Origin of the sequence: Xanthobacter pseudotagetidis (genome assembly GCF_043194795.2) — a bacterium.
Taxonomy (GTDB): domain Bacteria; phylum Pseudomonadota; class Alphaproteobacteria; order Rhizobiales; family Xanthobacteraceae; genus Xanthobacter; species Xanthobacter tagetidis_A.
Genome location: NZ_CM195534.1, coordinates 2201531 through 2222703, shown reverse-complemented (window position 1 = coordinate 2222703; position 21173 = coordinate 2201531). Strand labels below are relative to the sequence as shown.

Genomic DNA, 21173 nt, shown 5'->3' with positions numbered 1-21173 from the left:
GGAGGGCCCATGGAGCATGCGCCATCTGCAACCGCGAGGATGGATGCTCCGGTCAAGCCGGAGCATGACGGAGGGAAACGGCAGGCGCTCCGCCCCATCCCCCGCCCTCCGCACAGGGAGAGGGGTTCCCGGAGGAGCCAAATGCCTGTACGCGCCGAGCCGTCGCCCCGCCCCTTTCCCATCTGCCGCCGGCCGCTCTAGATTTGCCCCATGAGCACGCTGCCGCGCACCCCCCTGCCCGCCTCCATCGACGCCGCCGCCGACCTGCTGCTGAAGGCCGGCTACGTGGCCGACCGCGCGCTTGCCACCGTGGTGTTCCTGGCGCTGCGCATGGGCCGGCCGCTGCTGCTGGAGGGCGAGGCCGGAGTGGGCAAGACCGAGGTGGCGAAGACGCTGGCCGCGGCGCTCGGACGCCGCCTCATCCGGCTCCAATGCTACGAGGGCCTGGACCTGTCCGCCGCGGTCTATGACTGGAACTATGCCGGGCAGATGATCGCCATCCGCCTCGCCGAGGCCGCCGGCGAGCGCGACAGGGATGCCATCGCCACCGACGTGTTCTCCGAGCGCTATCTGCTGCGCCGGCCGCTGCTCGACGCGCTGGAGCCCCAGGCCGAGGGGCCGCCGGTGCTGCTGGTGGACGAGCTCGACCGCACCGACGAGGCATTCGAGGCGTTCCTTCTGGAGGTGCTCTCCGACTTCCAGGTGACGATCCCGGAGCTTGGCACGGTGAAGGCGGCGGCGCCGCCCATCGTCGTCCTCACCTCCAACCGCACGCGCGAGATCCACGACGCGCTGAAGCGGCGCTGCCTCTACCACTGGGTGGACTATCCCGACGCCGCGCGCGAGCTCGCCATCCTGCGCACCCGCCTTCCCGGCATGCCGGCGCGGCTCTCGGCGCAGGTGGTGGGCTTCGTGGAGGCGCTGCGCCGGGAGGACCTGTTCAAGGTGCCGGGCGTCGCCGAGACGCTGGACTGGGCCTCGGCGCTGGTGGAGCTGGACGCGGTGGCGCTCGATCCCGGCACGGTGGGCGACACGCTCGGCGTGCTGCTCAAGTACCAGGACGACATCGCCCGGACCTCCGCGCCGGTTATCGAGCGCCTCGTCGCCGAGGCGCGCACGCGGGCCGAGGCGCTGTGAGGGGCCCCCCGGATGCTCCCTTCCCCTTACGGGGAGCGCGCTCCAGGGGAATGGGAGCCGCCGCGGAGACCGGCCCATGAGCGGTCGCCTCGCCGACAACATCGCCTTCTTCGGCCGTGCGCTGCGGGCTGCCGGCATGAGCGTCGGGCCGGGGCGCATCGTCGATGCGGTGAAGGCGGTGGAGGCGGCCGGCATCGGCACCCGGGACGACGTCTACTGGACCCTCCACGCCGTCCTCGTCTCGCGCCACGAGGACAGCATTGTGTTCGACCAGGCGTTCCGCCTGTTCTGGAAGAAGCGCGGCCACCAGGAGCGGCTGATCGCCATGCTCTCCCCCGCCGCCCTGCCGGCCCGCGAGGAGAAGCGCGAGAGCGTGATGCGGCGGGTCGAGGAGGCGCTGTTCTCCGGCGTCGGCGCGGAGAAGCGGCGCGAAGAGCCGCCGCGCCTGGAGGCGGAGGCGCGCCTCCTCGCCTCCAGCGACGACGTGCTGCGCACCAAGGATTTCGCGCAGATGTCGGCCACCGAGCTCGCCGAGGCGCGCCGGCGCATCGCCGCGCTCAGGATGCCCGACGACCGCGCCCGCACCCGCCGCCTCGCCGCCGACCCGCGCGGGCGGCGCATCGACCTGCGCGCCTCGCTGCGCGCCGGCCTCGCCTCCGGCGGCGACCTCGTGCCGCTGAAGCGCCGCGGCCCGGCCGAGAAGCCGCCGCCGGTGGTGGCGCTGGTCGACATCTCCGGCTCCATGGCCGACTATTCGCGCCCGATCCTGCATTTCCTCCATGCGCTCGGGGCGAGGCGGAGGGTATCGACCTTCCTGTTCGGCACCCGCCTCACCAACGTCACCCGCGCGCTCGCCCGGCGCGACCCGGACGCCGCCCTCGCCGCCGTGGCTGAGGCGGCGCGGGACTGGTCCGGCGGCACCCGCATCGCCACCTCGCTCCGGGCGTTCAACAAGGACTGGTCGCGCCGCGTGATGGCGCAGAACCCGGTGGTGCTGCTGTTCACGGACGGGCTGGAGCGGGACGTGGACGACACGCTCGCCGCCGAGATGGCGCGCCTCAGGCGCTCGTGCCGGCGCCTCGTCTGGCTCAACCCGCTCTTGAGCTATGACGGCTTCGAGCCGCGCGCCCGCGGCATCGCCGCCATGCTGCCGCAGGTGGATGAGTTCCGCCCGGTGCACGACCTGAAGAGCCTCGAAGACCTCGTCGCTGCCCTCTCGGATGCGCCGCGCCCGGCGCGGCGGCGCCTCGCGGCCTGAAACCCTGCGCCGCCCTGGGGCGTTTCCCCTTCGACACCACAGCCACGAAGGAGAACACCATGCGGGAGCCGCAGGAAATCCGCGACGAGCGCGACTTTCACGCCCCCGACGCGCGCGGGCCGGCCGGCGAGCCGGTAGAGCCCGCCGCCAAGGCGCGCCAGGGCATCGGCTCGGGACGCGTGCTCACGGTTCTGGTCGCCGGCATCGTCCTGGTGATGGCGGCGTTCGCCCTCAGCTATATGGGCGCGGTGTAGGCCGCGCTCCGGCGGGACGCCCCGGCCTCCTTCAGCGACGTGAAGGGCAGGCGCAGCTCAGGCCGGCGCGAGGCGACCGGTTCACGCTCCCAGGGCCGGCGGGCGATTGTAGCCGGGCGGCATGGTGCGCTCGAAGGCACAGGCGGCGCGCACCACGTCGTCCTCGCAGCAGGCGCGCCCGACGATCTGCAGGCCGATGGGCATGCCGGCGCTGGAGACGCCCGCGCACACCGCGCCCGCCGGCTGGCCGGTGAGGTTGAAGGGATAGGTGTAGAACACCCACGAGACGAGGTTCCGGTCCTCCAGGCCCGCCGGCAGGTTGCGTCCGGCCTCCAGCGCGCTGACCGGCACGACCGGCGAGATCAGCAGGTCGTAGGTCTCGAAGAACAGACGCATCCTCTCGCGCAAGGCGTAGCGCTCGAACACGCTGGCATAGTAGCTCCGCATCTCCTGGGACAGCGCCGGCATGAGGATGTCGGCCACCGCCGGATCGAGAAGCTCGCGCTGGTTTTCCAACACGTTGCGCAGCCGGGTGCCGACCCCGGCATAGAATTCGGCGGTCCAAAGATCGGCGGGATCGGTGTCGAAGACAGCCTCCACCCGCTCCACCTGGCAGCCCAGCGCCTCGAACGCCAGGGCCGCCCGGTCGCAGGCCTCCACCACCTCGGGCTCGGGGCGGGCATAGCCGAAGGTGGGGCTGTAGGCGACGCGCATGCCGGCCATCGAGGCGCGGGCCGCGCCCATCATGTCGGGCACCGGACCGGCGACGCCGAACGGGTCGCGCCGGTCGTGGCCGGCGACCGCCGAGAACAGCAGCGCCGCATCCTCCATGGAGCGGGCGATGGGGCCCACGTGGGCCAGCGTCGGCGTCGCCGAAGTGGGCCAGACCGGCACCCGGCCGAACTGGCCCTTCAACCCCGAAAGCCCCGACAGCGCGCAGGGAATCCGGATCGATCCGCCGCCATCCGTGCCCAGCGCGAACGGCGTGATGCCGGCGGCGACCGAGGCCGCCGCGCCGGCGCTGGAGCCGCCCGGCGTCATGGCGAGGTTCCAGGGATTGCGGGTGATGCCTGTGAGCGGGCTGTCGCCGATGGGCTTGCAGCCGAACTCGCTGGTGGTGGTCTTGCCGACGAGGATGGCACCGGCGGCCTTCGCCCGCTCCACCGCGGGAGCGTCCACCTCGGCGACGTTGCCGGCCATGGCGCGCGAGCCGGACGCGTAGCGCACCCCCTTCACGGCCATCAGGTCCTTGGCGGAGAACGGCAAGCCGTGCAGCACCCCGAGCGGGGCGCCCGCCATCACCGCGTCCTCGGCGACGCGGGCGGCGGCCATGGCCTCCTCCTCCAGGATCACGAAGAAGGCGTTCAGCGTCTCCTGCGTCGCGATCGCCCGGTCGAGCGCGCGGCGCGTCAGCTCCACCGGCGAGACCTCGCGCCGCGCCACGAGGGCGCGCAGGGCGACGGCGCTCATGGTGTCGAATTCGGCGGACATGGCTTCCCCGCTTGGCTTTCGGGACCGGCGCCGGACGATCGGCAGAGACCATCCGGCGCCCCCCATACGTCTCGGTCAGGGCTTGAGACGTATCCGGATCAGTTCAGGATCGCGAAGGCGCGCACCGGCGAGCCCGAGCCGCCCTTGAACTTCAGCGGCGCGCCGAAGAACTGGAACTCACCCTTGCCGATCAGCGCCTCCAGGTTCACCAGCCACTCCCAGTGGCTCATGCCGAGCTCGCGGCACAGGCGGTGCTGGGCGAAGATGTTGTCGGTGGGCTTGTCGGTGGAGGGGCCTTCAACCCCGTGCATCTTCGAGCCGCGCTCGTAGAGCCACTTGGTGGCCTCGACCGTGAGCAGCGGATTCTTCCACACCGAATCGAGGGTGGGATAGTTGCGCGCGTGGAAGCCGGTGCACAGGAGCACGATGTGCCCGTCCACCTTCACGCCGGCGGCGGCCTCGGCCTTGTCCATGTCCTCGGCGGTGATATCGCCGAGGTCCGGGATGTGGCGCAGGTCGAAGCACACGGCCTTGCCCATGAACATGTCGAGCGGCATCTCGTCGATGGGCGCGCCGTCCGGCTTCACGTGGCGGAACGCGTCCACGTGGGTGCCGACATGGTCCAGCATGGCGATGAAGTTGGTCTGGAAGGTCATGGCGTCGCCCTCGACGCCGAGGCCGAACGCCTTCGAGCTCTCATGGCTCAGATGGGTGGTGATGACCGGCCGCTGGAACAGCTTGTGGGCGGGCATGTTGTCTTCGATGAGAAGGCTGAGATCGATGACTTTGGACATGACGTCTCCTTGACGTGTCTGGTCTTGCACAGAGAAAGATCGGCTCAGGCGGCGGGCTTCTTCTTGCCGAGGAAGGCCTCCATCACCTCCGGATCGCGCGCGAGCGCGGCGCTCGGCCCCTGCCGCGCCACGCGCCCGTTGGCGATCACGTAGGCATGGTCGGCGATGGCGAGCGCGTAGGAGGCGAGCTGCTCCACCAGGAGGATGGTGAGGCCGGCCTTGTTCAGGTCCGAAAGCACCCGCATGAGCTGGTCGACGATCTTGGGCGCGAGACCCAGCGAGAGCTCGTCGATGACGAGCAGCTCGGGCTCCGCCATCAGGCCGCGGGCGATGGCGAGCATCTGCTGCTCGCCGCCGGACATGGAGCCGGCCTGCTGGGCGAGGCGCTCCTTGAGACGCGGGAACAGCTCCAGCACCTTCTCCAGGGTCTGCCGCGCCCGCGCGCCCTTGAGGCCGCCATGGACGTAGGCGCCGAGGGTGAGATTGTCCTCCACGCTCTGGTCCGGGAAGATCATGCGCCCTTCCGGCACCATGACGAGGCCGCGCGCCACCTTGGCATAGGCCGGCAGGCGGGTGGTATCCTCGCCGCGGAACAGCACCTGGCCTCCCGAGGGCGTCACGAGCCCGGTCGCGCCCTTCATGGTGGAGGATTTGCCGGCGCCGTTGTTGCCGATGACCGCCACCAGCTCACCGCGCCGCACCGTGAGCGAGACGTCGCGCACCGCCACCGCCGCGCCGTAGCGCAGCTCCATGGACCTGATGTCGAGCAGGATCTCGGCCTCGCCGGCGGCGGGCTGGGTATCGGTGGCGCTCATGTCGGTGGCGCTCATGGGGTGGCCTCCGCGGCGGCGGCGTGCTCCAGCGAGGTGCCGAAATAGGCCTCGATCACGCGCGGGTCGTCCTGCACCACGGCCGGCGTGTCGGAAGCGATGATCTGCCCGTAGTCGAGCACGGTGACGGTGTCGGCCACCGCCATGATGAGCTCCACATGGTGCTCGATGAGCAGCACCGAGACACCGAGCGCGGCGATGCGGCGGATCATCTCCTCGAGCGCGTCGATCTCCTGGGTGGTGAGGCCGGCGGCCGGCTCGTCCAGCAGCAGCAGGCGCGGCTTGGCCGCCAGCGCGCGGGCGATCTCCAGCCGCCGCTGGAGGCCGAAGGGCAGGAACCGCGCCTCCTCGTTGGCGTAGTCCTGAAGGTCGACGAAGGCGAGGAGCCCGATGGCGGCGCGGCGGCACTCCTCCTCCTGCCGCCGCATGGCCGGCGTGCGCAGCAGCGCGGCGGCAAGGCCGTAGCCGAGGCGCTGCTGGTAGCCGACCATCACGTTCTGGAGCACCGTCAGCTCGCCGAACAGCTCGGTGTTCTGGAACGTGCGCGACAGGCCGAGGCGGGCGATCTCGTGGGAGGTCTTGCCGGCGAGCTGGACGCCGTCGATCTCGAACGCGCCCTCGGTGGGCCGGTAGAAGCCGGAGATGGTGTTGACGAAGGTGGACTTGCCGGCGCCGTTCGGCCCGATCAGGGCATGCACCTCGCCCGGCTTCACGCGCAGCGAGGCCTTGTTGAGCGCGGTGAGGCCGCCGAACCGCACGGTCAGCTCACGCGCCACCAGCTCCGAGCGCTGGGCGTGGGGATCGAGCCGTAGCGTCTCCTCGGCCGGGATGCCCTCCTTCGCGCTCACGGCGCGCGGGACGGGTCTGAGCTTCTTCAGGGCGAAGGCGAGCGAGCCCATGATGCCGCGCGGCATCACGAACATCACCGTCAGCAGCAGCGCGCCGTAGGCGAACTTCTGCCACACCGCGAACTGCTGCAGGTATTCCGGCAGGTAGGTGAGGATATAGGCGCCGAGGATCGGCCCGAAGGTGGAGGCCGCGCCGCCGAGGATCACCATCAACAGGAAGCGCACGCTGTCGGAGAAGGTGAAGATGTCGGGCGAGATGTAGGAGTTCAGGAAGGCGTAGAAGGTGCCCGCGAGCCCCGCCGTCACCGCGGCGGCGACGAAGGCGAGGGTGCGCATGCCGGTCGCGTCCACGCCCAGCGCGCGGGCCGCGGTCTCGCTCTGCGACACCGCCAGCATGGCGCGCCCGTAGCGGGAGACCTTGAGATTGTGCGCGGCGGCGGCGGCGAGGAACAGCACCACCGCCAGCAGGCCGTAATAAGCGTAGCCCGAGAGGCGCACGCCGAACACGTTCGGCGCGGGAATGGAGGTGATGCCGGTGGTGCCCCCGGTCATGGACTGCCACTCGATGGCGACGTTCTCGACGATGAGGCCGAAGGCGATGGTCACCACCGCCAGATAGACCCCGCGCACCCGCACCGTGGGATAGGCGAGCAGCACGCCGAAGAAGCCGGCGACCAGCGCCGCGACCAATGCCGACGACACCATGTCGAAGCCGAGCCGGGTGGCGAGGATCGCCCCGGTATAGGAGCCCAGCGCGAACACGCCGGCCTGGCCGAGCGAGACGAGGCCGGTGAGGCCCACCAGCACGTTCAGCCCCACGGCGATGATGCCGTAGATGAGGAACAGCATGAACAGGCGCAGCTCGTACTCGTTGTTCGAGGCGAGCGGCACGGCGATCAGGATCGCCGCCAGCGCCAGGAAGCCGAGGGTGGTGAGGTGTCTCATACCTTCATCACCTCGCGCTTGCCGAACAGGCCCTGCGGGAACACGAGCAGGGTCAGGATCATCACCGAGAAGCCGACGATCTCGCGCGCGGCGGTGGAGATGTAGCCCTCCACGAACTTCTCCATCACGCCGTAGGCGAGCCCGGTGAGCACCACGCCCGGCGCCGAGGTGATGCCGCCGATGATGGCCACCGCGAAGCCCTTCAGCCCCGGCAGCACGCCCATGGTGGAGGAGGCCTGGACCACGGGGGCGACCAGCACGCCGGCGGCGGCCCCGAGCAGGCCCGCGAGGGCGAAGGAGAAGGCCACGACCCGGTAGACGTTGATGCCCATGAGCGCGGCGGCGCTGCCGTTATGGGCCACGGCGCGCATGGCGCGGCCGATCAGGGTGTGGTGCTGCATGAGGCGCAGCCCGATCATGGCGATGACCGCCACCACCGGGATCACCAGCTCCTGCGGATAGACGCCGGCGCCGAGGATCTGGATCGAGGAGGCGATGCCGGGCGAGGGCAGCGGCAGCGCGTAGCCCTGGGTCTGGATGGTGGCGACGCTCTCCACCATGATGCCGATGGCGATGGTGGTGAGCATCCAGCCCACCGAGCCGTGCTGGCCGAGGAAGGGCCGCACCGCGACGCGCTCCAGCACCACCCCGAACAGGCCGCCGACAAGGATGGCGAGGAGGCAGGCGAGCGCCAGCGGCAGGCCGGCGGCAAGGAAGTAGACGGCGAGCAGGCCGCCGATCATCAGGGTATCGCCATGGGCGAAGTTCACCGCCTTGGCGGACGACCACATGATGTGGAAGCCGAGCGCCACCAGGGCATAGATGCCGCCGATGGCGAGGCCGGAAAGGATATATTGCACCACCGTGCTCATGGCGGATGGCCCGTCTGGTCAGGGGTGGGCCCGGCGCGGACGCAGGGCTGACGGCTTGAACGTCAAAACGGCTTGAACGTCGAGGATGCGAGGGGAACGGGCACCGGGCCCGCCCCCGTGGCGCTCACTTGTCGTAGGGCGAGCCCTTGAAGGGGATCAGCTTGCCCTCGTGCCAGACGGTCAGCAGGTAGTATTGCGGCAGCAGGGCGTCCTGGCGCTCCGGGTCCTTCTTGTCGAAGGCCGGCTTGTAGGGGGCGACAAGGCCGTCGCGGCTGACCTGGTAGAGCGCCGCCTGCACCTTCTTCCAGTCGTAGGCGCCGGCGATCTTGATGGCGTCGGCCAGGAGGTACACCGCGTCATAGGCGTCGGCGATGCCGGAGGCGGCCTTGATGTCCCTCGGATCCTTGATGCCGGTCTTCGCCTCGATGGCGGCAAGCACCTTCTTGCCGGTCGCGCTCTGCTCGGTCTGGAACGAGTAGGTCTGCATCACCCGCACGCCGTTGGCGAGCGGCCCGGCGAGTTCGCCGAGATTGCCGGAGATGCCCCAGGCGCCGATGATGGTGGGCTTCCAGCCCGCCTTGTCCATCGAGCGCAGGATCTGGTTGCCCTCGCGGTCGATGGCCCAGAAGATCGCCACGTCCGCCCCCGCGTCGCGGGCACGGATGACCTGGGGCGTCATGTCCTGGTCGTTCCAGTTGAAGGTCTCGGCGGCCACCAGTTCCTTGCCCTTGGCGGCGAGCGCGGACTTCACGTCGGGCAGGGCGCCGTTGCCCCAGCCGGTGTTCTCGTAGAAGAAGGCGATCTTGCCGTTCTTCGAGACCTTGAGCGCCTCGTCCACCAGGAAGCGGGCCACCCACTTGTCCTTGGCGGAGATGCGGAACATGAAGTTCGGGTCGCGCCCGTTCTCGATCGCCTTGGTGTTGGCCGCCCACACGCCCATGTAGGGAATGCCGATCTCATGGATCGGGTCCACCTGGGCGAGCGCCACGGTGGAGTGGAAGCCGCCGAGCACGGCGATGCACTTGTCGGCGAGCGCGATGCGGCGCGTGTTGTCGACGCCGCGCGGCGGGGCGCCGGCGTCGTCGTACTGGATCAGCTTGAGCTTCTTGCCCAAAACGCCGCCGGCGGCGTTGATCTCGTCGATGGCGATCTCGGCGCCGAGCTTGATCGCCAGGCCCGAGAACGCGGCCGGGCCGGTGACGGCCACGGAATTGCCGATGCAGGGCTCCTGCTGGGCGAAGGCGCCGGTGGCCGAAAGGCCGAGCACCACCGTCGCGGCCAGGAGCCGGCCGCGCAACGAAGTCTCTGGAAGCATGTTGTTTTCTCCTGTCGTCTACAGGATGAGCGGGGTCGATGACGCCCAAAAATCACGAGCAGGGAAAAGCTAGATTGAGGCTCGGGCAATCGGCAAAGATTAATTTCCAATCAAAGATATCGGAATATCCTATGTCATATAACAATAGGCAATACCGATGCGGTGATGACATTAATAACATATTGATAATACTAATTTTTCACATTTTGAATGCCCATAGCTTGTGCATATGGCGATTTATCATGCAGTTTGACAATCGCTCCTGATCCGGCGAACGTTCCTCGCCGGAAGGACTGGTCATGGAAATCCGGCAGCTCAAATACTTCGTCCAGATCGCGGAAAGCGGGAATTTTTCTCGGGCAGCCGAAATCCTCCGGATTGCCCAGCCCTCGCTCAGCCAGCAGATGAAGAATCTGGAGGAGGAGCTCGGCGTCGACCTGCTGCTGCGCCATGCCCGCGGCGTCACCCCGACCGAGCTCGGCCAGCAGCTTTACGACCACGCCCGCCGCATCCTCCAGGAGGTGGACCGGGCCAAGGACGTGGTCAGGTCCCGGTCCCGCAATCCCTCGGGCAAGGTCTCGGTCGGCCTGCCCACCTCGGCCTGTCGCGGGCTCGGCCTGCCGCTCATCTCGGCGCTCGCCGAGCGGCAGCCCAACATCACGCTGCACGTGGTGGAGGCGATGACCGGCTATCTCGACGACTTCCTCCAGCACGGCCGGCTCGATGTCGCCCTGCTCTACGACCACAAGGCGTTCGAGCACGTGGCCTGGACCGAGATGATGGTGGAGGACTTGATGCTGTTCGTCCCGCCCCATCATCCGCTCGCCAAGGCCGAGGCGGTGACGTTCCGCGAGATGTTCGACCTGCCGGTGGTGCTGCCGGGCGCCCCGAACGTGATGCGCACCGTGATCGAGCAGTTCGCCGCCCGGCACGACGTGGTGCCCGCCGCCATGGCCTGCGACAGCCTGCCCACCATCTCCCGCCTGGTGCAGTCCGGCCGCGCGCTCGGCGTCATGCCGCACTTCGCCTTCCTCGACGAGATGGCGCGGGGCGAGATGGTGGCGATCCCCATCGTCGAGCCGACGCCCTCCTGGCGGCTCTCGGTGGTGGTCTCCCAGCGCACCATGAACCCGCGCGGCGCCGAGGCGGTGGCCGAGGTGATGGCGGACGTGATCGCCGCCATGGTCGAAAGCGGGGAATGGCGCGCCAAGCTCACCGGCGAGAAGGCCCGCGCCGAGCCGCGGGCGGCGGCCCGCTGAGCCGGTCGGCGCTCGCCCTCGGCGCCGGCGCGGCGGCTGGCGCGGAGCTTGCCTGCATCTGCCACGGTCGGGCCACTCAAACCGCGGCGGAGGCATCGTGAGCCTTTATCTGAAGCAGCTGCGCTATCTGGTGGCGCTGGCGCGGCACCGGCATTTCGGCCGGGCGGCGGCGGAGTGCCAGATCAGCCAGCCGGCCCTGTCGCAAGCACTGAGACAGCTGGAGCACGCCTTCCAGGTCCCGATCGTCGACCGGCACAATCAGGGATTCGAGGGCTTCACGCCCCAGGGCGCGCTGGTGCTGGACTTCGCCCGCCGCACCCTGGACGGCTTCGCCCACTTGAACCAGGAGCTGCTCAGCGCCGGGAGCTCGCTCTCCGGGCACATACGGCTCGGCGTCATCCCGGTCGCCATGCCCGGCATCTCGATCATCACCACCGCCTTCAACCAGCTGTTTCCGGATGTCAGCGTGTCGGTTTCCTCGCTCAATTTCTCGGCGCTCAAGGCCGGGCTCGAGAATTTCGACGTGGACATCGGCATCAACTATCTCGACCACGGCGCTTCGACCGGGCTGCGGCCCTACTTCCTCTATGATGAATCCTACTATCTCATCGCCCCCGCGGACCATCCGGTCGCCGAGCAGGAAACCGTGACCTGGACCGAGGCGGGACGCCTGCCTTTGTGCATGCTGACGCCGGACATGCAAAACCGGCGCATCCTCGACCGGGTTTTCGCCAGCGTCGGCGCCTCGCCGCGCACGGTGATCGAGACCAATTGCGCGCTCGCTTTGTGCTCCCACGTGCGGCCGGGGCACTGGTTCGCTGTGGTGCCCAACACCTTCTTCCTGATGGTGGGCGAATGGAGCGAGACCCGCGCCATCCGCCTGGTGGAGCCCTCCATCACCAACTCCATCGGCATCATGGTGCTGGAGCGCGAGCCCCAGCCGCCGGCCGTCCGCGCCTTCCTGGAGGTGGCGGAAGACATCTCCATGGCCAAGGAGCTGATGCGCTACGCTCCCGCCCACGCCCGCCCCGCCCGCGCCTGAGGGCGCGGCGGCGCCCGCCGACTCAGGACGGCGACAACACTGCGACACCGATCATGCAATCGCGCGTCACCAGCGCGGCCAGGGCCTCTTCCTTCAGCCCCTCGGTACCGGCTGGGCGCTGCGGCAGGACCAGATAGCGCATGTCGGCGTTGGAATCGTGCACCACCACCCGGATGGCGGACGGCAGCTCCAGCCCGAACTCCTTCAGCACCGCCCGCGGCTCGCGCACCACCCGCGCCCGGTAGGCCTTGCTGATGTACCAGGCCGGCGGCTGCCCCAGGATCGAACGCGGATAGCACGAGCACAGGGTGCAGCAGACGAGGTTATGGGTGTCGCCGTCATTCTCCACCACGATGAGCTGCGCCTCCCCCACACCGATGCCCAGTTCCGCGGCGGCGGATTTGCCGTTGTCGAGCAGACGCGCCCTATAGGCGGCGTCGGTCCAGGCGCGGGCGACGATCTTCGCGCCGAGGTGCACGCCGGGCGCCTCGATGCGCTCGATCTCGCGCCTGATCTCCTGGGGCGCCACAAGGTTGCGCTCCACCAGCAGCGCCTGGAGCGCCGCGACCCTGATCTGCCCCTCGATGTTGCCGGCCTCGTCCTCCACCACCAGCGGCTCGTGGGGCTCGTGGCCGTGGTCGTGCCCATGGTCATGGTCGTGGTCGTGCCCGTGACCGTCGTGGGTCATGATGCCTCTCTCCCTTCAGGTCAGGGGGCCGGCGCCGGCTCGGCGGCGGTCAGCCAGTGGTCGTAGATCTCGATCGCGACCATGTCGTCGGCGGCGCCGTCATAGTCGGGCCACAGCTCGGTCATCGCGAAGCCCACCCGGTAGAGCGGCACCACGGGACCGCACACGCGGCCTATCGCGAGATCTTCGGGGTTCAGGAACATGCCGGCGCGGTGCAGCACCGTGCCCACATGGTGGCGCACATAGAAGGGGGTGCGCACGTGGCCCGGCTTGCCGAGGTCGAGCACCCGCACCTTGTCGCCGGCGTCGAAGCGCGGCTTCATGGGGCGCATTCGGGCGCCGGCTCCCACTGCGCCCGCGCCTTCGCCACCGCGTCCTCGTATTCCTCGCGCGTGAAGACCCCCTTCTCAACCAGGATGTCGAGCATGGCCTCGAGGCGGCGCCGGTAGAAGGAATAGGCCCGGTACTTCTCCTCGCCGAAGGATTCGAAGCCGCGCCTGAGCTCGTCCAGCGACATCATGCGGCGGGTGCCGTCGCCGAGGACGTTGCGGATCGCCTCCACCTGCTTCTCCCACTGCAGCCAGGGCAATTCGACGATGGGAATGTCGCCGGCGCTCGCGCCGCCGATGTCGTGATAGCCGCGGGTCATTCTCGCCTCCCTCACGCGCGCCGGATCGCGAAGCTGTCCACATAGGCCTGGGGCTGCGACGGATCGAACACCTTGCCGAGGATCGTGTGCTTGATCGACGCCGACGCCGGTGCGGCGAGGCCCATCTCCTTCATGCGCTTGGTGGCATCGGTGGCGAGGAACACCTGCTGGGCGACCGCCTGGTAGTCCACGTCCTTCGGCACCATGTCCCAGCGCCGCAGCTGGGTGAGCAGCCAGACCGCGGTTGAGGTGTAGGGGAAGGGCTTGAAGCCGATGCGGTTCGGCTCGCTCACCACCTGGCCTAGGCCGTCGGCGTAGCGGCCCACCAGCACCTGCTCCAGCACCGTCTGCGGCTGGTTGAGATAGGCGGCGGGCGCGAGCAGCTCCGCCACCTTCTTGCGGTTCTCCTGCTTGTCGGCGAACTCCGTCGCGCGAACGACCGCCCGGAACATGGCACCGTAGCTGTTGGGCGCCTCGGTCACGAACTTGTCGGTGACCGAGACCACGCAGCACGGATGATCCATGAAGATGTCGCGCGTCAGCATGTGCAGGAAGCCGACGCCCTCGAACACCGCCCGCTGGCCCCAGGGCTCGGCGAACAGCATGCCGTCGAGATTGCCGGCCGCCATGTTCGCCACCGAATCCGGCGGCGGGAACACGCGCAGCTCCACGTCCTTGTCCGGGTCGAGGCCGTGCTCGGCGAGATAGTAGCGCAGCAGCATGGCATGCATGGAATGCTGGTGCGGGATGCCGAACTTGAAGCCCTTCCAGTCGTTCGGGTCGCGCCGGTCCTTGTGCTTCACGTGCAGCGTGATGGCGTTGCCGTTCACGTTCTGCACCGAGGAGACGTAGGTGCGCATGGCCGGGCCGCCGACGCCCATGGTCATGGTGAGCGGCATGGCGAGCACCAGGTGGGTGGCGTCGAACTCGGTCGCCGCCAGCTTGTCGCGCACGATCGCCCAGCCGGGCGTGCGTGCCAGCGTCACGCTCTCCAGCCCCTCCTTGCCGTATTCGCCCATGGCGTGGGCCAGCAGCAGCGGCACGGTGCAGGTGATCGGCACGTAGCCGATATTGAGCTTGGTCTTCTCGGGCTTGGCTGTTTCCTGGGCGATCGCCTTGGCGGTGCCGAGCGGGAACAGCTGGGCGATGGCGGCAAGCGCGGTCGCCGCCCCCACCGACTGGAGGAAGGCGCGGCGCTGCATGGGGTTGGGGATCATGGCGTTGAGCACCGCCGTCTCCACCACCCGGTCGACGTAGTTCTCGGTGCCCTCGTAGGCATCCGCGCCCATGGCCGGGCCGAGCGTGTCGCGATGCTGGCCCATGGCGCCACGGCAGCCGCAGGCGCAATCGGGTCGAAGGCGGCGCGGTCGATGGTCCTCGGTCATGGTCTGGCTCCCCTCGGCTGGCCACGGAATGCGACCCGTTTTGCAACCCCCATGCCAAAGGGGATGATGCGGCCTGCATCGTCGGAATATCAGCCTAAATAAGTTCTGCTTATCGCGCATTCAAATCGCAGCGCATCGATCATGGGCGTGCAGAAGATTACATTTTAATCTGTCTGACACTTGAGATTTTGCGCATTTTATTTGCGATCCGCGCGGGCAAAACGCGGCCCGGAGCGGCAGCTGGACTATGGAGAGCGCCATGAACGGACTCGGCGGGTTGAACAAATCAGACCAGGGCGTGGTCCTCGGCATGGTGCAGCTGCAGTTGCCGAACGTTGTCACCCCGGCCGATCTGAAGGCCCAGACCGAGAAGATCGTCGCCATGGTGGGCAAGGCGCGCCGCAACCTCGGCACCATGGACCTCGTGGTATTTCCCGAATATTCGCTGCATGGCCTGTCCATGGACATCAACCCGGACATCATGTGCCGGGTGGACGGGCCGGAGGTGGCCGCCTTCAAGCAGGCCTGCATCGACAACAGGATCTGGGGCTGCTTCTCCATCATGGAGCTGAACCCCGGCGGCATGCCCTACAACACCGGCCTCATCATCGACGACCAGGGCGAGATTCGCCTCAACTACAGGAAGCTCCACCCCTGGGTGCCGGTGGAGCCGTGGGAGCCGGGCAATTTCGGCATCCCGGTCATCGAGGGGCCGAAGGGCGCGAAGATCGCGCTCATCATCTGCCATGACGGCATGTTCCCGGAGATGGCCCGCGAGTGCGCCTACAAGGGCGCCGAGATCATGATCCGCACCGCCGGCTACACGGCGCCGATCCGCGCCTCCTGGCGCTTCACCAACCAGGCGAACGCGTTCCAGAACCTGATGGTGACGGCGAACGTGTGCATGTGCGGCTCGGACGGCTCGTTCGATTCCATGGGCGAGGGCATGATCGTGGACTTCGACGGCACCATCCTCGCCCACGGCGAGACCGGGCGGGCGGACGAGATCATCACCGCCGAGGTGCGCCCGGACCTGGTGCGCGAGGCGCGGCGCATATGGGGGGTGGAGAACAACATCTACCAGCTCGGCCACCGCGGCTACGTGGCCGTGAAGGGCGGCGCGCAGGACTGCCCCTACACCTTCATGCGGGACATGGTGGCCGGAAAATACCGCCTGCCCTGGGAAGACGAGGTGCGCGTGACCGACGGCACCAGCTGCGGCTTTCCGGCGCCGACCCGCCTCTATGGCGGCGGCGCCTGAGGAGCGGCTTCGCCCGGCTTCGCGACCGCCCCGATCGCATGTAGGTTGCCGCGCCCGGCGCAGGCGCGCCGGCGAATGCGGGCATGTGAGCGCGATGGATCAGGTCGATTGCTTGGTGGTGGGCGCGGGCGTGGTGGGGCTCGCGGTGGCGCGGGCGCTCGCCCTTTCGGGGCGCGAGGTGGTGGTGATCGAGGCGGCGGACGCCATCGGCACCGGCATCTCGTCGCGCAACTCCGAGGTGATCCACGCCGGCATCTATTACGAGCCGGACAGCCTGAAGGCGAAGCTGTGCGTGAGGGGCCGCGACGCGCTCTACGCCTTCTGCGCCAGCCACGGCGTCGCCCACGCCCGGCTCGGCAAGCTGATCGTCGCCGCCAGCGCCGGCGAGGTCGCCTACCTGGAGAAGCTGGCGGCCAACGCCGCTGCCTGCGGCGTCGACGACCTGCGCCTCCTGGACGGCGCGGAGGCGCGGGCGCTGGAGCCGGCGCTCTCGGTGCATGCGGCGCTGCTCTCCCCCTCCACCGGCATCGTCGACAGCCACGGCTACATGCTGGCGCTGCAGGGCGACTTGGAAGCGGCCGGCGGCATGCTGGCCCTGTCCGCGCCGTTCGTGGCGGCGGAGGAGGTGGCCGGCGGCCTGCGCGTGCGCACCGGCGGTCCCGAGCCGATGACGCTCGACTGCCGCCTGCTGGTGAATGCCGCCGGCCTCGACGCCCCCTCGGTCGCAGGCGCCATCCACGGCATGCCAGGGGATCTCGTGCCCGAGCAGACCCTGGCCAAGGGCAACTATTTCACCTGCACCCGGAAGGTGCCGTTCCGCCACCTCATCTACCCGGTGCCCGAGCCGGGCGGGCTCGGCACGCACCTGACGCTGGACCTCGCCGGCCAGGGCCGCTTCGGCCCCGACGTGGAATGGGTGAGCGCGCGACGCTACGAGGTGGACCCCGCGCGCCGCGGCTCCATGCTGTCCTCGATCCGCCGCTACTGGCCGCAAGTGGAGGCCGAGGACCTCATCCCCGGCTATGCCGGCATCCGGCCGAAGATCCCCGGCATCGCCGGCAAGGCTCCGGACTTCCTGATCCAGGGGCCGCGGGCGCATGGCGTGGCTGGGCTCATCAACCTGTTCGGCATCGAATCGCCGGGGCTGACCAGCGCGCTGGCGATCGCCGAGGAGGTCGCGGCCCTTCCTGCCTGAGGCGGCTTCAGCCTGCGCGCCCCTCCGCCGCCGCCATATCTCGGCGCCAGCGCAGGAATTCATGCACGGCGGGCGAGGGCTCGTGGCGGCGGTAGATCATGTAGACGTCCGCCACAAGCTTCGGCGCCACCGGCCGGAACACCACGTCGGCGCTGGTGAAGGCCTCGGTGGAGGCCGGCACCAGCGAGACCCCGAAGCCGGAGGCGATCAGGCTCGGGATCGACTGGCTGTCCACCACCTGCTGCGAGACCTTCGGCAGGAAGCCCGCCTCGACGCAGCTCTGGCCGAGATAGCGCGCGAACTCCGATGAATCGGGGTGCAGCATCACGTGCTCGTCCTCGGAAAGGTCGGCCAGCGCCACCTCCCGGCGACGCGCGAGGCGGTGGTCACGCGGCAGGATCACCGAGATGCCCTCGTGCCAGGCGAGCGTGCTGGCCAATTCCGCGTGGTGGGCGACCGAGCGGTTGAAGCTGATGTCGGTGCGGTGTTCCAGAACGCCCTGCACCTGGAGCGCAGGCGCCTGCTCGTAGATCACGGTGCGCACATCCGGCGCATGGCGGCGGTAGGCGGCGAGCCACTGCGCGAGGCCGCCGCGCAGGATGGTGCCGGTGGCGCCGATCTCGATCTTGCCCGAGCGTCCGGCGCCGATGGCCCTGACCTGCTGGCGCGCCCGCTCCGCCTGGTCGATGAGAGCCCGCGCCTGCACCTGCAGCTCAAGGCCCGCCGCGGTCAGCTCCACCCGGCGGCTGGTGCGGGTGAAGAGCCTGGTGTCGAGCTCCGCCTCCAGCTGCGCGATCTGCTGGGAGAGCGGCGGCTGGGAGATGTGGAGCCGCTCCGCCGCGCGGGTGAAGGACAGTTCCTCGGCCACGGCGGTGAAATAGCGGAGCTGCCGCAGATCCATATGTATTCCAGATAAATCTAGTTTAACGATATATTGGACGTATTCCTGAATCCGCGCAACTCTCAGCCCAACGGCCGGGCATCTGGCATCCCATTTGCTGCTTGTCCGAGACCGCCCTTCCAGAACCGGGCACCATAAGGAAAACCTTCCATGAGCAAGTTCAATGCCTTGCGCCTCGGCGCCGTCGCCGCCGCCTCGCTTGCCGGCGCCTTCCTTGCAACCCTCGCCCCCGCCGCCGCGGATGCTCTGGCGGACATCGAGAAGGCGAAGGTCATCAAGATCGCGGTGCCGCAGGACTTCGCCCCGTTCGGCTCGGCCGGGCTCGACCTGAAGCCCCAGGGCTACGACATCGACATGGCCAACTACATCGGCAAGGCCTTGGGCGTGAAGGTCGAGATCGTGCCGGTGACGAGCGCGAACCGGATCCCCTATTTGCAGACCAAGAAGGTCGACCTCGTCATCTCCAGCCTCGGCAAGAACGCCGAGCGCGAGAAGGTGATCGACTTCTCCGTGCCCTACGCCCCGTTCTTCTCCGGCGTCTACGGCATTGCCGGGGAGAAGATCGCCAGCGCGGACGCCCTCGCCAACAAGACGGTCGGCGCCACGCGCGGCGCCATCGAGGAGCAGGAGCTCACCAAGCTCGCTCCCGCCTCGGCCACCATCAAGCGCTACGAGGACAACAACGCCACCATCTCCGCCTTCATCTCCGGCCAGGTGGACCTGATCGCCACCGGCAACACGGTGGCGGCGGTGATCGCCGAGAAGAGCGCCTCCAGGAAGCCGGAGCTGAAGTTCGTGATCAAGGACAGCCCCTGCTATGTGGGCCTCAACAAGGACGAGCCGGCGCTGCTCGCCAAGGTCAACGAGATCATCGCCAAGGCCAAGACGGACGGCACGCTGGAGCAGTTCTCCCAGAAGTGGCTGAAGCAGCCGCTGCCGGCGACCTTCTGAGCCGCGCCGCACCAGCGCCTAGATAGCGCCAAGTCAGCGCTCCGGGGGGCAGGCCATGCTCTACCAGCTCAACTTCGGCGACCTCCTGCCCTACTGGCAGGTGCTCGCCCGCGGGCTCCTCTTCACCGTGGTGCTGACCCTGGTCTCCACCGTCGCCGGCGTCTTCGTCGGCACGGCCGGGGCCTGGGCGCGGACCTTCGGGCCGAAATGGGCCGGAACCTGCGTCAGCATCTATGTGGAGCTGATCCGCAACACGCCGTTCATCGTGCAGCTCTTCTTCATCTTCTTCGGGCTGCCGGCCATCGGCGTGAAGATGGGGGAGGCGGAAGCCGCCTTCCTCGCCATGACCATCAATCTCGGCGCCTATTCCACCGAGATCATCCGCGCCGGCATCAATGCGGTGCCGCACGGACACCTGGAGGCCGGCGCCTCGCTCGCCATGAGCCGGTGGGAGATCTTCCGCCACATCGTGCTGAACCAGGCCTTCAGGAAGGTCTATCCGGCGCTCTCCTCGCAGATCGTCATCGTCATGCTCGGCTCGGCGGTGGTGTCGCAGATCTCGGCGGAGGACCTGACCTACGCCGCCAACTACATCCAGTCGCGGAACTTCCGCGCCTTCGAGGTCTATCTGGTGGTGACGGGCATCTATCTGCTGCTCGCCATCGCCCTGCGCGCCCTCCTGCGCGGCATCGGCCGCGCCGTCTTTCCGAAGGGGTGAGCCATGGTTGAATTCACCTTCGGCGTGATCCTGGAGAACCTGCTCCTCGCCACGCGCTGGACCATCCTCCTGTCTCTCATCGCCTTCGTGCTGGGCGGCATCGTCGGCCTCGCCGTGCTGTTCGCGCGGGTCTCACACAGTCGGGCGCTGCGCATCGCCACCATGGGCTACATCGAGCTGTTCCAGGGCACGCCGCTGCTGATGCAGCTGTTCCTGTTCTTCTTCGGCGTCGCCCTGTTCGGCCTGGAAGTGAGCCCCTGGGTCGCCGCCTCGCTGGCGCTGACCTTCTGGACCTCGGCCTTCCTCGCCGAGATCTGGCGCGGCTGCGTGGAGGCGATCCCGAAGGGCCAATGGGAGGCCTCCGAGAGCCTCGCCATGACCTACACCGAGCAGATGCGCCACGTGATCCTGCCCCAGGCCCTGCGTATCGCCGTCGCCCCGACCGTCGGCTTCTCGGTGCAGGTCGTCAAGGGCACGGCGCTTGCCTCGGTGATCGGCTTCGTGGAGCTGACCAAGGCCGGCACCATGCTCAACAACGCCACCTTCCGCCCGTTCCTCGTCTACACGCTGGTGGCGCTGATCTACTTCGCCCTTTGCTTCCCCTTGTCCTGGTATTCCAAACGCCTGGAGGGCCGCCTCAATGTCGCTCGTTAGCATCAAGGACGTGCGCAAGAGCTATGGCGCGAACGAGGTGCTCAAGGGCGTCTCGCTCGACATCAAGCGCGGCGACGTGGTCGCCATCATCGGCCGCTCGGGCTCCGGCAAGTCGACGCTCCTGCGCTGCATCAACGGCCTGGAGACCTTCCAGTCCGGCTCCATCGCGGTGGACGGCATGGCGGTGGGCGACGGCAAGACCGACCTGCGCACCCTGCGCCGCCACGTGGGCATGGTGTTCCAGCAGTTCAACCTGTTCCCGCACCTCACCGCAGGCGAGAACATCATGCTCGCGCCCACCGTGGTGGCGAAGGAGCAGAAGGGCGAGGCGCGGGCCATGGCCGAGAGCCTGCTGGAGAAGGTCGGCCTCACCGGCAAGTTCGATGCCTATCCGAGCCAGCTCTCCGGCGGACAGCAGCAGCGCGTCGCCATCGCCCGCTCGCTCGCCATGCGGCCGACAGTCCTGCTCTGCGACGAGATCACCTCCGCCCTCGATCCGGAGCTGGTGAACGAGGTGCTGCGCGTGGTGGAGCAGCTCGCCAGCGAGGGCATGACGCTGATCCTCGTCACCCACGAGATGCGCTTTGCCCGCGATGTCGGCACCAAGCTCGTCTTCATGCACCACGGCCTGGTGCACGAGGAGGGCGACCCCAAGGCGCTGTTCGCCAATCCCGGCACGCCCGAGCTCGCCCAGTTCGTGGGCGGCATCCACTGACCGAGGCACCA

At 68.7% G+C, this 21173-nt stretch carries 23 protein-coding genes; 11 read left to right on the top strand and 12 right to left on the bottom strand.

From position 1 onward, the window contains the following. The first annotated feature begins 210 nt into the window (after positions 1-210). The 3 genes from V5F67_RS10195 (at position 211) to V5F67_RS10185 (ending at position 2649) form a co-directional block, all read left to right on the top strand. Positions 211-1137 carry an AAA family ATPase gene (locus V5F67_RS10195; RefSeq protein WP_394019559.1) on the top strand — a complete coding sequence of 309 codons (927 nt, stop codon included), beginning with the start codon at positions 211-213 and terminating at the stop codon, positions 1135-1137. Between the two features lie 76 nt (positions 1138-1213). Further along, entirely contained in the window at positions 1214-2395 is a 1182-nt protein-coding gene (locus tag V5F67_RS10190) for a vWA domain-containing protein (protein WP_394019561.1), read from the top strand. A 59-nt stretch (positions 2396-2454) separates the two neighbouring features. Beyond that, positions 2455-2649, top strand: coding sequence for a hypothetical protein (locus tag V5F67_RS10185; RefSeq protein WP_394019563.1), 195 nt, complete (start codon positions 2455-2457; stop codon positions 2647-2649). 81 nt (positions 2650-2730) lie between these two features. Here V5F67_RS10185 and V5F67_RS10180 read toward each other — a convergent pair whose 3' ends face one another. The 7 genes from V5F67_RS10180 to V5F67_RS10150 form a co-directional block, all read right to left on the bottom strand. Further along, the gene (locus V5F67_RS10180) at positions 2731-4140 is read right to left on the bottom strand and encodes an amidase (protein WP_394019565.1); all 1410 of its coding nucleotides are present in this window, start codon (positions 4138-4140) and stop codon (positions 2731-2733) included. 98 nt (positions 4141-4238) lie between these two features. Next, on the bottom strand, positions 4239-4934 hold the full coding sequence (locus V5F67_RS10175; RefSeq protein ID WP_394019567.1) for a cyclase family protein: 696 nt from the start codon (positions 4932-4934) through the stop codon (positions 4239-4241). Positions 4935-4978: 44 nt separating this feature from the next. Then, complete coding sequence (locus V5F67_RS10170) at positions 4979-5686, bottom strand: ABC transporter ATP-binding protein (protein WP_394019704.1); 708 nt, start codon at positions 5684-5686, stop codon at positions 4979-4981. Positions 5687-5760: 74 nt separating this feature from the next. Next, entirely contained in the window at positions 5761-7557 is a 1797-nt protein-coding gene (locus V5F67_RS10165; RefSeq protein WP_394019569.1) for a branched-chain amino acid ABC transporter ATP-binding protein/permease, read from the bottom strand. Continuing rightward, a complete protein-coding gene (locus tag V5F67_RS10160; RefSeq protein WP_394019571.1) occupies positions 7554-8429 on the bottom strand; it encodes a branched-chain amino acid ABC transporter permease in 876 nt (291 codons plus the stop codon). Before V5F67_RS10160 ends, V5F67_RS10165 begins: the two co-directional genes overlap by 4 nt. Positions 8430-8553: 124 nt before the next feature. After that, positions 8554-9744, bottom strand: a complete 1191-nt coding sequence (locus V5F67_RS10155; protein ID WP_394019573.1) for an ABC transporter substrate-binding protein — start codon at positions 9742-9744, stop codon at positions 8554-8556. Between the two features lie 191 nt (positions 9745-9935). Next, the gene (locus V5F67_RS10150) at positions 9936-10196 is read right to left on the bottom strand and encodes a hypothetical protein (protein ID WP_394019718.1); all 261 of its coding nucleotides are present in this window, start codon (positions 10194-10196) and stop codon (positions 9936-9938) included. Here V5F67_RS10150 and V5F67_RS10145 point away from each other — a divergent pair. Further along, positions 10077-11003, top strand: a complete 927-nt coding sequence (locus V5F67_RS10145) for a LysR family transcriptional regulator (protein ID WP_394019706.1) — start codon at positions 10077-10079, stop codon at positions 11001-11003. The two genes, V5F67_RS10150 and V5F67_RS10145, sit on opposite strands and share 120 nt — an antisense overlap. 97 nt (positions 11004-11100) lie before the next feature. Beyond that, entirely contained in the window at positions 11101-12045 is a 945-nt protein-coding gene (locus V5F67_RS10140; RefSeq protein WP_394019575.1) for a LysR family transcriptional regulator, read from the top strand. Between the two features lie 22 nt (positions 12046-12067). Here the strand turns inward: V5F67_RS10140 and V5F67_RS10135 are convergent, their stop codons facing one another. The 4 genes from V5F67_RS10135 to V5F67_RS10120 are packed head-to-tail and all read right to left on the bottom strand — an operon-like array spanning position 12068 to position 14767. Then, on the bottom strand, positions 12068-12733 hold the full coding sequence (locus tag V5F67_RS10135) for a nitrile hydratase subunit alpha (RefSeq protein WP_394019577.1): 666 nt from the start codon (positions 12731-12733) through the stop codon (positions 12068-12070). A gap of 20 nt (positions 12734-12753) precedes the next feature. Beyond that, positions 12754-13056 carry an SH3-like domain-containing protein gene (locus V5F67_RS10130; protein ID WP_394019579.1) on the bottom strand — a complete coding sequence of 101 codons (303 nt, stop codon included), beginning with the start codon at positions 13054-13056 and terminating at the stop codon, positions 12754-12756. Then, positions 13053-13382 carry a nitrile hydratase gene (locus V5F67_RS10125; RefSeq protein WP_394019581.1) on the bottom strand — a complete coding sequence of 110 codons (330 nt, stop codon included), beginning with the start codon at positions 13380-13382 and terminating at the stop codon, positions 13053-13055. Before V5F67_RS10125 ends, V5F67_RS10130 begins: the two co-directional genes overlap by 4 nt. A gap of 11 nt (positions 13383-13393) precedes the next feature. Beyond that, positions 13394-14767 (bottom strand): CmpA/NrtA family ABC transporter substrate-binding protein, encoded by a 1374-nt coding sequence (locus V5F67_RS10120; RefSeq protein WP_394019583.1) that lies wholly within the window; start codon positions 14765-14767, stop codon positions 13394-13396. Between the two features lie 259 nt (positions 14768-15026). Between V5F67_RS10120 and V5F67_RS10115 the strand changes: the two genes are divergently transcribed. Together V5F67_RS10115 and V5F67_RS10110 are read left to right on the top strand one after the other, a co-directional pair. Continuing rightward, positions 15027-16028 (top strand): formamidase, encoded by a 1002-nt coding sequence (locus V5F67_RS10115; RefSeq protein WP_394019585.1) that lies wholly within the window; start codon positions 15027-15029, stop codon positions 16026-16028. Between the two features lie 94 nt (positions 16029-16122). Beyond that, positions 16123-17223: an NAD(P)/FAD-dependent oxidoreductase gene (locus V5F67_RS10110; protein WP_394019587.1), complete on the top strand. Its 1101-nt coding sequence runs from the start codon at positions 16123-16125 to the stop codon at positions 17221-17223. Between the two features lie 7 nt (positions 17224-17230). On the opposite strand, the gene V5F67_RS10105 is transcribed toward V5F67_RS10110, so the two are convergent. Continuing rightward, positions 17231-18124: a LysR substrate-binding domain-containing protein gene (locus V5F67_RS10105; RefSeq protein WP_394019589.1), complete on the bottom strand. Its 894-nt coding sequence runs from the start codon at positions 18122-18124 to the stop codon at positions 17231-17233. Positions 18125-18274: 150 nt separating this feature from the next. On the opposite strand from V5F67_RS10105, the gene V5F67_RS10100 reads away from it, so the two are divergent. Genes V5F67_RS10100 through V5F67_RS10085 form a run of 4 tightly spaced genes read left to right on the top strand, consistent with a single transcriptional unit; the run spans position 18275 to position 21162 of the window. Further along, positions 18275-19075 (top strand): transporter substrate-binding domain-containing protein, encoded by an 801-nt coding sequence (locus tag V5F67_RS10100; RefSeq protein ID WP_394019591.1) that lies wholly within the window; start codon positions 18275-18277, stop codon positions 19073-19075. 55 nt (positions 19076-19130) lie between these two features. Continuing rightward, positions 19131-19793: an amino acid ABC transporter permease gene (locus V5F67_RS10095; protein WP_394019593.1), complete on the top strand. Its 663-nt coding sequence runs from the start codon at positions 19131-19133 to the stop codon at positions 19791-19793. Between the two features lie 3 nt (positions 19794-19796). After that, entirely contained in the window at positions 19797-20447 is a 651-nt protein-coding gene (locus V5F67_RS10090; protein WP_394019595.1) for an amino acid ABC transporter permease, read from the top strand. Beyond that, on the top strand, positions 20434-21162 hold the full coding sequence (locus V5F67_RS10085) for an amino acid ABC transporter ATP-binding protein (protein WP_394019597.1): 729 nt from the start codon (positions 20434-20436) through the stop codon (positions 21160-21162). The genes V5F67_RS10090 and V5F67_RS10085 overlap by 14 nt, the downstream gene beginning before the upstream one ends. The last annotated feature ends 11 nt before the right edge of the window (positions 21163-21173 follow it).

Bases quoted from the DNA above. Each gene is read 5' to 3' on its own strand.
- V5F67_RS10195 (WP_394019559.1), top strand. From the start codon at position 211: ATGAGCACGCTGCCGCGCACCCCCCTGCCCGCCTCCATCGACGCCGCC.
- V5F67_RS10190 (WP_394019561.1), top strand. From the start codon at position 1,214: ATGAGCGGTCGCCTCGCCGACAACATCGCCTTCTTCGGCCGTGCGCTG.
- V5F67_RS10185 (WP_394019563.1), top strand. From the start codon at position 2,455: ATGCGGGAGCCGCAGGAAATCCGCGACGAGCGCGACTTTCACGCCCCC.
- V5F67_RS10180 (WP_394019565.1), bottom strand. From the start codon at position 4,140: ATGTCCGCCGAATTCGACACCATGAGCGCCGTCGCCCTGCGCGCCCTC.
- V5F67_RS10175 (WP_394019567.1), bottom strand. From the start codon at position 4,934: ATGTCCAAAGTCATCGATCTCAGCCTTCTCATCGAAGACAACATGCCC.
- V5F67_RS10170 (WP_394019704.1), bottom strand. From the start codon at position 5,686: ATGGAGCTGCGCTACGGCGCGGCGGTGGCGGTGCGCGACGTCTCGCTC.
- V5F67_RS10165 (WP_394019569.1), bottom strand. From the start codon at position 7,557: ATGAGACACCTCACCACCCTCGGCTTCCTGGCGCTGGCGGCGATCCTG.
- V5F67_RS10160 (WP_394019571.1), bottom strand. From the start codon at position 8,429: ATGAGCACGGTGGTGCAATATATCCTTTCCGGCCTCGCCATCGGCGGC.
- V5F67_RS10155 (WP_394019573.1), bottom strand. From the start codon at position 9,744: ATGCTTCCAGAGACTTCGTTGCGCGGCCGGCTCCTGGCCGCGACGGTG.
- V5F67_RS10150 (WP_394019718.1), bottom strand. From the start codon at position 10,196: ATGGCGCAGCAGCAGGTCGACGCCGAGCTCCTCCTCCAGATTCTTCAT.
- V5F67_RS10135 (WP_394019577.1), bottom strand. From the start codon at position 12,733: ATGACCCACGACGGTCACGGGCACGACCACGACCATGACCATGGGCAC.
- V5F67_RS10130 (WP_394019579.1), bottom strand. From the start codon at position 13,056: ATGAAGCCGCGCTTCGACGCCGGCGACAAGGTGCGGGTGCTCGACCTC.
- V5F67_RS10125 (WP_394019581.1), bottom strand. From the start codon at position 13,382: ATGACCCGCGGCTATCACGACATCGGCGGCGCGAGCGCCGGCGACATT.
- V5F67_RS10120 (WP_394019583.1), bottom strand. From the start codon at position 14,767: ATGACCGAGGACCATCGACCGCGCCGCCTTCGACCCGATTGCGCCTGC.
- V5F67_RS10115 (WP_394019585.1), top strand. From the start codon at position 15,027: ATGAACGGACTCGGCGGGTTGAACAAATCAGACCAGGGCGTGGTCCTC.
- V5F67_RS10110 (WP_394019587.1), top strand. From the start codon at position 16,123: ATGGATCAGGTCGATTGCTTGGTGGTGGGCGCGGGCGTGGTGGGGCTC.
- V5F67_RS10105 (WP_394019589.1), bottom strand. From the start codon at position 18,124: ATGGATCTGCGGCAGCTCCGCTATTTCACCGCCGTGGCCGAGGAACTG.
- V5F67_RS10100 (WP_394019591.1), top strand. From the start codon at position 18,275: ATGAGCAAGTTCAATGCCTTGCGCCTCGGCGCCGTCGCCGCCGCCTCG.
- V5F67_RS10095 (WP_394019593.1), top strand. From the start codon at position 19,131: ATGCTCTACCAGCTCAACTTCGGCGACCTCCTGCCCTACTGGCAGGTG.
- V5F67_RS10090 (WP_394019595.1), top strand. From the start codon at position 19,797: ATGGTTGAATTCACCTTCGGCGTGATCCTGGAGAACCTGCTCCTCGCC.
- V5F67_RS10085 (WP_394019597.1), top strand. From the start codon at position 20,434: ATGTCGCTCGTTAGCATCAAGGACGTGCGCAAGAGCTATGGCGCGAAC.